Raw genomic sequence first — 8,303 nt, forward strand, 5'->3', positions numbered from 1 at the left:
CTCACGCAGCAGCAGCATCAAACCACCTCCATCAGATCAAGACGCATCAGCTCTGATCCTGTTTCTCTGGTGATGGCAAAACGCTCCTCGTCGGTTGCTCCGAGCGTTTGACCATCCTCAAGAACTGTCCCATTGGCGAACAGATATTCAACAGTTCCCACCAATCGCGCAGCAACAGATGCAGCAGGCCATGCGGTTGGGGACAACAAGAGTTCGTAGCCCGTAAAATGCTTCAACCCCAGAGTAGTAGCCCCTGCCGTGTCTGCGTCCTGCGCAAGATCTGCTGAAACCCAGTATCTGGTCGGAAAATCAACAGGGCCAACCGCATCATAGGCTGCGGGCAAGGCCTCTGCGTATTGGGTAAACTCGGCCCAAGGCGCCAACCGCTGGCTTGCTACCCAAAATCCAGCCGTAGCGGTTGCCGACGCACCGAGGCGCGCAGCCAAAAGATGCACACCCGCTGCCGCCATTACAGCATCGCCCATGTCACCTTGGTCTAGCTTGCAGAACACAACCAGATGCGCCCGATGCGCCCTCACCAGCAAAGACAATGCGTCACGGTCGCTACCACCGAGCGCTTTTGCAAAACTTCCTTCTGGAATGGGATCTGCCATTGCCTGAATTCCGAACTGTTGCGCACCAATTCGGATGGCAAACCGCCCCTGCTCCGCCTCGTGTTTTCCCAAAACCGCGTCTGCCGCAGCGGGGAAAGACCCGACTACGGCAGCGACCTGATCAAAGCTGAGTGTCAAAGGCTCCGGTAAAAGGACCATCGCCATAAAGGTAGAAGTCATGAAGTGCGCTGCATCTTTTCAAGCATATCCTTGTCAACCAGACGGGTGACAATCGGGTGGATCCGCAGCTCACCCGATTTAACCACCTGCCGGAAATTAGCGATCACAGCACCTGTTGTTTTCTGATCTGATGCAATCACATCCAGCAGCCAATTGATCTCGCCAGAGTTCCAGTCATCCGGTGTGAGGCGGATTGGAAAAACGCCTGCACCAATTTGTTCACGGATTTTCTTGTCCACATCCTCCGAAACACTTGCCCAGATAGCGATACCAGTCATATCGCCTGTCGGCGCTTCGGCCTCTTTCGGATATGCCATTGCAATGCGGTCGCGAATAAGCGGTTCCAGCACCAGCGGTGACAAGTCCGCAATTGTCTGGTGGCGGTAACGCGGCTGCGCCATCATCGCCATGACAACTTTACCAAAGCTCTCGCGCACCTGTGCCCGCAGCGTTGCAAGCTTTGCTGTGATTTCAGGATCGCCCTGAACAGCCGCCGCATCTTGCTCTTTCGCAGCGGTATCTGCGCCGTTTTTGGTCTTTGACATGTCTTCGTCCAGTTCGATAAATTTCATTCAAATTATCGTTATATCGGCGGATTTTCACAACCCTAAACCTTGGGTTGAACCTGTTTTTTAACCTTTATTAACGGATATTTGGCATTTTCGCATGCCGATCTCGAGGTTTTTGAAAGATCGAACGCCTGTGCCGTAGGCGATTCGCCGCTTAGCCAAACAGACCCAAGAAACGCTATCGGCCTTTAATATTGACCGAGAATTTGCGCTGCGCACCAGACGGAGGGCGTGGGAACGGCGCAGCTTTGCGAACCATCGCAACCGCCGCACGGTCTAGCGCTGCGGAGCCTGAGCTGCGCGCAACAGATACATGCGATAGTCCACCACCTGACGAAATTGAAAACGCGATCACAGCTGTCCCTTTTGCGCGAACACGCGGTCTGCTCTGCCGTGACAAGCGACGCATCACTTTACCCGGATAGCTACTGGCCGAGCCGCTTCCCGCCCGTGCCGCTGGTTTTTTTGTCTTGCCCGCAGTCTTGGCTTTGGCCTTTCTGCTATTTCCCTGAGCCACGCCCTTTTTTGAATTGCGCGTCGCATTGCCCTTGGCAGTTTGCGTTTTACGCGGGGCGGCTTTGGCACGTTCCTGCGCTAACTTTTCGGCTTTTTGCTCTGCTGCCGCTGCAAGTTGCGGGTTCTTGCCCAGCGGACGCTTTGACACCGTTGGGGCATCACTCGGCGCAGCAGTTGCAACAACCGCCTCTGTGGCAGGTGCCAAAAGTGCAGCCGGAACAGGCGCTGTCACTGGTGAAGACGCAACAACATCCGCGCTGGAGGCTGCAGTAGCTGGTTTGGGTAGCGTGGGCGCTGGTTGCGCGGCCTCGGGCACACTTGCCGAGACAGCAGGTGTCGATCGGACACTCGACACAACCTTTTGCGTCGTCAGTTTGGTTGCCTGTGCAGTAACCGGTTGAGCGGTCAGCGTTCCAGCAACCAGATCCTCAAAGTCTGAACCAATTTGCGTCTGCATCTGCGGTCCGCCACCGCGGATCTGGACACTCTGGATCGGTGCGGCAAGCTGGGCAGCCCCCGCAACAGCACCGATAGCGATCAACAGCGATACCAGTTTAGCAGTGAATGAGCGCCCCATCATTCCAGCGCGCTCTGCGTCACGAGCATAACACGGTCCGCCCCTGCAATTCGCAACGCGCGCGTAAGTGCAACCAAATCGGCAGCAGGGAGCGATCTATCTGGTACGATACGGATAACCTCACGAGCCTCCACATCCAGTCCCGCCAGAAACGTAGCCGCATCGGTCTGGGTCTGCCCCTCATAGCTTAGGCTGCCATCGGGAAAAACGACCAAGGCATCTGGCGGCGCGCGTCCCTCCAGCTTGCGGGTTTCGACAAGTTGCAGCAAATGATCAAGCGGACGCGCTAGCGTGCCGGCCACCATGAAGAAGACCAACATCAGAAATACGATGTTGATCAGGGCGATCGTCGGCTCCCTTTGTGGTTTGGCTTTGGCAAGGCGACGCATGGCTATCCCCCCAAGACGGTGACGCGCAAGGCAGGGAAACTGCGCAAAGCCACCAGCAAGTCTGTCAGACGCTGGGCATCTACGCCCGACCCAAGCGAGACCAAAACGGATGTACCTGCCTCGGCTTGGGCCAGGGCGGACGTGCCAAGGCCCGCAAAATCAAGCGCGTCACCGTTCAGGCGGAGGGCTGATACTTCAAGGTTGAGAAATAATGGTTTGGAATCCGATTTAATCGGTGTCCCAGACCCAGCAGCAGCGATTTCTACTTCTGCGAATTTAGAAAATGTGGACGTAAGCATAAAAAACAACAGCAACAAAAAGATCACGTCGATGAGCGATGTCATCGACAACCGTCGTCGCCGTAAGCGCGCCCTAGCCATGGGCGGATACCATATCTGATGTGTCCACCGTCTTGGCACCAGTCGGGTGCAGTACTGTCAGGATCGCTCTGTCCGCAATCACGCGCTCCGCCTCCATCCGCTGCTCGAACCAGCTGAGCACCAAGGCGGTTGGCATTGCAACAACCAGCCCGACCGCGGTCGTCAGCAAGGCAACCCATATACCCCCTGCAAGTAGTGCAGGATCAACTTGTGCACCCGCAGCCTGCATGGACTGGAAAGCTTCGATCATCCCGAGAACGGTGCCAAACAAGCCCAACAGGGGGGCCAGCTGCGCTACCGAATCCAGAAACCTGAAACCGGATTCAAGCTGGGCAAACCGCGCCTCTGCCTCTGCTTGCAGACGTGCGCTACCCTCTTTCGCGGATGACATTGCCATGCCGACAACAGGTGCAAGATAGCTGCGCGAACGATCAAGCGCTTTGTGTGCCTCGGTTTGATTGCCGCAATCCCATGCCTCGACCGCTTCTAACAACGCCGTGTGCCGCCCGACTGCGGCCATCCAGAACTGCCAAACTTTGTACAAGCTAACGGCAAGGGTCAGCACAGCAACACACATCAAAACCACAACAACAGGACCGCCCGTTTCTGCGATTTGTTGAAGGGGTGCAAGCAAGCCGCCCATCAACCCAATACCTCGATCCCAGTGCGCGAAGAAGGCAACAAACCCGTTTCGCACAGCGCGGGGTCGACCCCACGACAAGTGTTGGCGCCATTGAACAAAATGCGGCTTAAACCCTCACACTCAGCTTGCGGTAAAACGAACTGGCGCACCCGAGGGCGCGCAGGCGGCAGCGCGCCGAAATCGAAGAGTGTCAGGCGGTCAACCTGACCGTTTGCATCAAACAAGACGGCCTCAAAGACGACTTGTTCAATCGGTTTCTCAAACCCGTTGGTGATCAAAAAAGACAAGGTGCACGCTCCATCCAAAGTCTGCGCTGCATTCAATTCTACCGACAAACGACCCGCAATATCAGTTTCCTGAGCGGCAGCGAATTGTCCCCACGTGAGACAAAGCGATGTCATTAAAATAAAGGTTAGGCGTTTCACATACGCTCCTAAAGGCAGTTGGAGGACAGTCCGTGATTTGACGGGGTGAATTTTACGTTCCTGCATATCCTGCTTTCCCTATAAATTGCGGATGCACGTCCGCTTTCCACTGTTGCGCACCTTCGAATGTTGCACGGTAGACAGCAGCACCCGCAGCTTCGCCCACTTCAGTATGCAACCCAGCATAGTCGGTTTTACCCGGCGGTGCAGCGACGGCGATACAATCCGTTCCGGTCCCCGTCGCTACGCCTGTAGATAGCTCAAATGCAGCGTCTATTACCGCTGTTGTACGCGCTTGGGTGGCGATGCTCATGGTCTCAATCAGGCCCGTCTGGGACAAAGGCGTATCAAGTTTGAGCGCCACATTGATCGTTCCCCAATCCATCCCGCTACGGTCCATCCGGTGACCCACCCGTTCAGCGTTTGACAGACCTACAGTTGCCAGACACTGGGCTGTTGTTTGCCCGACAGTCACAATAGACCGACTATAGAATGTCACATCGCGTGATGTAAGGAAGGCTACTGATCCTGCGTCCCCCCGCTCTGCCAATTGCTGTGTGAACCACTCTACCACATCCAGATCACGCGGCAGATCAGCGTTGCGCACCTCGCGCCAGACGATACGATCTGACATCACGAAACCGGGACGATTAACAGCCCAGCTCAGTACCTGCATCTGCGCGCCCAGATCAAACGTCAGCCAAGGGCGCGCTAGGGTTACGTTGCTCATCCGACGACATCCATGGGTTGAAACACGACGCCATTATCCGTCTGCTGCAAGAAAGCAGTAATGCCAAAAGTGTCGCGCAGCAGTTCTGCGCTCAGGACGTCCAACGGGGGGCCATCAGCGGCAACCCCACCCTTGTCGATCACGACGAGGCGCGTGCAGTGACGTGCGGCCAGACCTAAATCATGCAAAGATACCAGTACGCACCGCCCCTCGTCCGCCAGACTGCGAAAGGCGCGCATTGTTGCGATCTGATGGGCTGGATCTAGACCTGCAGTCGGTTCATCCGCCATCAACAGCGGCGTTTCCTGCGCCAGCGCACGGGCGATCAACGCGCGCGCCTGCTCACCGCCTGACAGCCGCGTGGCGTCACGTGTGCGAAACCCATCAAGATCCATGCGCTGGATCGCCCGCTCGACCGCTGCGTGATCGTCGGCTGTAGCCCGCTGACCTGTTCCCAGATGTGGCGTGCGGCCCAACATGACCAGCCTATGCACATCAACAGGCCAAGCGATCTCACGCGCTTGAGGCATCCATGTAGCGAATTGCGCCCGTGCCTGCGGGGTCATGTCGAGTAACGAGCATGCGCCAACGCTATCAATCAGACCCAATGCGCCCCGCATCAGGCTTGTTTTGCCAGCACCATTCGGTCCAATGACCCCTACAAGTTCTCCCGCCGTAACGGACAGGTTCACGCCACGCAAGATTTCGCATACGCCACGCTTTACGCCAAAGCCAGTGAGGGTCAGGATGCTCATAAGCTGTTCAGCCGTGTTCGGTATATCAGGTGCAGGAACAAAGGCGCCCCAACCAAGGCCGTCACAACACCCAGCTTCAGATCACCTGCAGGCAGGATTAGCCGGACTGCAATATCAGCCGTCAGCACCATAGCCGCCCCCCCCAACGTAGACGCCCAAAGCAACCGACCTGGTTGGGCGCCAACAAGGGGGCGCAACAAATGGGGCACCACGAGGCCGACAAACCCGATTGCCCCCGCAACAGCCGTGGACGCCCCGATTACAGCTGCTGTCCCGAACACCAAACGCAAACGCAGCCCCCGCATGCCAATTCCCATCGCCTGTGCTGCATCCTCACCCAATGTCAGTGCATCCAGCCCTCGCGCTAGCGTGGCCAACAGCGCGATACCCATCACTATAAACGGCAGCGCAATCCAGACGTGCACCATAGAGCGATCGGCAAGCGATCCCATCATCCAAAACACGATTTCGTTTGCCGCAAAGGGGTTGGGCGAGAGGTTCAGCACCAGCGAGGTTAAGGCTGCGGCCAAGGCTGAAATTGCTATGCCCGCAAGGATGAGCGTAAGCGAAGAGCCATTCGGCCCAGCCAGCAGCATAACCGCAAAAACACCAATGAGCGCGCCGGCTAAAGCGGCCAGCGGCAAACCGAAGAGAAACGCACCTGCAACCCCAGTCTGGATCGCCAACACCGCCCCCAAAGCCGCCGTTCCAGACACACCAATCAGGCCCGGCTCTGCCAGAGGATTACGCAAATAGCCTTGCATCGCAGCACCTGCCATACCCAACCCGCCACCAATCATCAGGGCGAGCAGTGCACGTGGCAGACGGATTTCGTGCATCACCATTGCCAAAGGCCCCTCACCGCCGAAAACGAGTGCACGCAGACTCGGCACCAATGCAGTATCTGCAGGACCCACCACAAGTGAGGTCAGAAAAAGCACCGCTACCAAGCTGCAAAGAAAAATAGAAAGCCGCATCACGGCTCTGCCTTATGTATCTCGTTGCGCAAGGCGACCATATCGCCGACCGCCCGCAACACAAACGGCGTGCCGCAGACCCAATCGTGATCCGTCAAACTGCCTTCGAGACGGGTGCGCTTGAGCTGTGCGACAACCGGATGGTCCATCACGTCTTCGGCACGCGAACCACCCGCATAGGGAAGACTGGTAATCACGGTATCAGGTTGCGCCAGTGCAAGTACCTCAAGCGGGAGCATACCGCCGCTTTCCAAGCCATGCTCTGCAGCAATATTGTCCAAACCTGCGCGCATCAAAATCTGGCCCGCGAGGGTCTTGTCGCCCGACGTATAGCCGTTTGCATAATACAGCGCCGCGCGAGGCTGCGCCTCAGCATCTTTTTGAAAAGCGGAGAGATCTGCTTCATATTTCGAAACAAGAGCCGCAGCGCGCGCAGATTGACCCAGAACGTCCCCCATACGCCTCAGCTGCGTTGACACATCTGCCAGATCATAAGTCAGGTCAAACTTCACAGTCTCGATACCCAGCCGCTCCAACATTGCAATCGTGCTGGAGGAGGTATACTGCCCTGCAACCACCAGATCGGGGCGCATCAAATAGATCTCTTCTGCAAGGCCGCTATTGGTACGGTAAGCGGCGGCTTGTGCCACCATCGCAGAACTGCGCGGATCAGACGCGATCCGCGAGACTGATATCAACTGATCAGGAGCAGCAACCAGCATCGCGAGTTGATCTGTACACAGATTGATCGACACCACCCGCGCAGGCTTTGCTATGGTATGTGCGGGCGCACAAAACAGTGCACCCGCAAAGCACAAGGCCCGTATCACATCAGAACTTTGCACTGATGCCAAAGAAGGCCGAACGGCCAGGCTGGTTGAAGCCGCCTGCGGTTTCATAGTCCTCATCGAATACGTTCTCGACGCGCAAATACAGGTCAGCCGTGTCGCTGACGCTATAAGTAGCACCGACTCCTACCAGCGTATAATCACCCACTTTGTTATCAGCAGGCGCAAAGGCACTTGGTACAACATCGGCCACATGACGGATATCAGCGTAGGCGCTGAAACGGTCGGTGATTGCAGCCTGAACCCCGACCACTGCGTCATGGCGCGGGGTACGTGTCAGGCGGACACCGTCCGTTTTCGCGTCCGTGTAGGTATAGCTCCCGAAAACCGTTACGCGATCACTCACATCATATTCGCCCGATAGCTCAAGCCCTTGAGAAGTCGTTGTACCCGCAACTTGGTTATAGCAGCCAAATCCACTGCCGCAGACATCAGATCCACTGTCAAAATCAATCAGATCCTCAATCTCGGTACGGAAAAGGGTCGCTTTTACAAAGCCGCGATCATAGGTTTTCTCGACACCCAACTCAAAGCTGAGGCTGGTTTCGGGCTGCAATCCTGCATCGCCAAAATCGCTGAAGCGTTCAAACAGTGAGGGTGTCCGAAAGCCAGTACCCAAAACAGCGCGGATCGCCAGATCCTCACGCGGTCGCCAGACCGCGGCCAGACGGCCCGTCGCTTTGCCCCCGAAATCGGAGTT

The 8,303-nt window shown here is 56.7% G+C and carries 12 protein-coding genes; all 12 read right to left on the minus strand.

All coding sequences use genetic code 11. The annotated features are described in order from the left end of the window. Positions 1-17: 17 nt before the first annotated feature. The gene (locus tag Q0903_RS17320) at positions 18-794 is read right to left on the minus strand and encodes a DUF4261 domain-containing protein (RefSeq protein WP_299417407.1); all 777 of its coding nucleotides are present in this window, start codon (positions 792-794) and stop codon (positions 18-20) included. Beyond that, a complete protein-coding gene (locus Q0903_RS17325; protein WP_299417409.1) occupies positions 791-1,366 on the minus strand; it encodes a toxin-activating lysine-acyltransferase in 576 nt (191 codons plus the stop codon). The genes Q0903_RS17320 and Q0903_RS17325 overlap by 4 nt, the downstream gene beginning before the upstream one ends. Positions 1,367-1,541: 175 nt before the next feature. After that, positions 1,542-2,459 (minus strand): cell envelope integrity protein TolA, encoded by a 918-nt coding sequence (locus tag Q0903_RS17330; protein ID WP_299417411.1) that lies wholly within the window; start codon positions 2,457-2,459, stop codon positions 1,542-1,544. After that, positions 2,456-2,845: a biopolymer transporter ExbD gene (locus Q0903_RS17335; RefSeq protein WP_299417413.1), complete on the minus strand. Its 390-nt coding sequence runs from the start codon at positions 2,843-2,845 to the stop codon at positions 2,456-2,458. The genes Q0903_RS17330 and Q0903_RS17335 overlap by 4 nt, the downstream gene beginning before the upstream one ends. Before the next feature lie 2 nt (positions 2,846-2,847). Continuing rightward, positions 2,848-3,189 carry a biopolymer transporter ExbD gene (locus Q0903_RS17340; protein ID WP_299417415.1) on the minus strand — a complete coding sequence of 114 codons (342 nt, stop codon included), beginning with the start codon at positions 3,187-3,189 and terminating at the stop codon, positions 2,848-2,850. 28 nt (positions 3,190-3,217) lie between these two features. Further along, positions 3,218-3,868, minus strand: coding sequence for a MotA/TolQ/ExbB proton channel family protein (locus Q0903_RS17345; RefSeq protein ID WP_299030927.1), 651 nt, complete (start codon positions 3,866-3,868; stop codon positions 3,218-3,220). Continuing rightward, positions 3,868-4,155 (minus strand): hypothetical protein, encoded by a 288-nt coding sequence (locus Q0903_RS17350; protein WP_299417417.1) that lies wholly within the window; start codon positions 4,153-4,155, stop codon positions 3,868-3,870. The genes Q0903_RS17345 and Q0903_RS17350 overlap by 1 nt, the downstream gene beginning before the upstream one ends. A gap of 190 nt (positions 4,156-4,345) precedes the next feature. Next, positions 4,346-5,023, minus strand: a complete 678-nt coding sequence (locus tag Q0903_RS17355; RefSeq protein ID WP_299417419.1) for an adenosylcobinamide amidohydrolase — start codon at positions 5,021-5,023, stop codon at positions 4,346-4,348. Further along, positions 5,020-5,778, minus strand: coding sequence for an ABC transporter ATP-binding protein (locus Q0903_RS17360; protein WP_299030924.1), 759 nt, complete (start codon positions 5,776-5,778; stop codon positions 5,020-5,022). The genes Q0903_RS17355 and Q0903_RS17360 overlap by 4 nt, the downstream gene beginning before the upstream one ends. Then, entirely contained in the window at positions 5,775-6,755 is a 981-nt protein-coding gene (locus Q0903_RS17365; RefSeq protein ID WP_299417421.1) for an iron ABC transporter permease, read from the minus strand. Before Q0903_RS17365 ends, Q0903_RS17360 begins: the two co-directional genes overlap by 4 nt. Then, entirely contained in the window at positions 6,755-7,600 is an 846-nt protein-coding gene (locus Q0903_RS17370; RefSeq protein WP_366141515.1) for an ABC transporter substrate-binding protein, read from the minus strand. Before Q0903_RS17370 ends, Q0903_RS17365 begins: the two co-directional genes overlap by 1 nt. Further along, positions 7,587-8,303, minus strand: a 717-nt coding sequence (locus tag Q0903_RS17375; protein WP_299417425.1) for a TonB-dependent receptor, incomplete at its 5' end; no start/stop codon positions are given. The genes Q0903_RS17370 and Q0903_RS17375, both read right to left, overlap by 14 nt.

Source organism: uncultured Sulfitobacter sp. (assembly GCF_947502895.1).
Taxonomy (GTDB): Bacteria; Pseudomonadota; Alphaproteobacteria; order Rhodobacterales; family Rhodobacteraceae; genus Sulfitobacter.

Bases quoted from the DNA above. Each gene is read 5' to 3' on its own strand.
- Q0903_RS17320 (WP_299417407.1), bottom strand. From the start codon at position 794: ATGACTTCTACCTTTATGGCGATGGTCCTTTTACCGGAGCCTTTGACA.
- Q0903_RS17325 (WP_299417409.1), bottom strand. From the start codon at position 1,366: ATGAAATTTATCGAACTGGACGAAGACATGTCAAAGACCAAAAACGGC.
- Q0903_RS17330 (WP_299417411.1), bottom strand. From the start codon at position 2,459: ATGATGGGGCGCTCATTCACTGCTAAACTGGTATCGCTGTTGATCGCT.
- Q0903_RS17335 (WP_299417413.1), bottom strand. From the start codon at position 2,845: ATGCGTCGCCTTGCCAAAGCCAAACCACAAAGGGAGCCGACGATCGCC.
- Q0903_RS17340 (WP_299417415.1), bottom strand. From the start codon at position 3,189: ATGACATCGCTCATCGACGTGATCTTTTTGTTGCTGTTGTTTTTTATG.
- Q0903_RS17345 (WP_299030927.1), bottom strand. From the start codon at position 3,868: ATGGGCGGCTTGCTTGCACCCCTTCAACAAATCGCAGAAACGGGCGGT.
- Q0903_RS17355 (WP_299417419.1), bottom strand. From the start codon at position 5,023: ATGAGCAACGTAACCCTAGCGCGCCCTTGGCTGACGTTTGATCTGGGC.
- Q0903_RS17360 (WP_299030924.1), bottom strand. From the start codon at position 5,778: ATGAGCATCCTGACCCTCACTGGCTTTGGCGTAAAGCGTGGCGTATGC.
- Q0903_RS17365 (WP_299417421.1), bottom strand. From the start codon at position 6,755: ATGCGGCTTTCTATTTTTCTTTGCAGCTTGGTAGCGGTGCTTTTTCTG.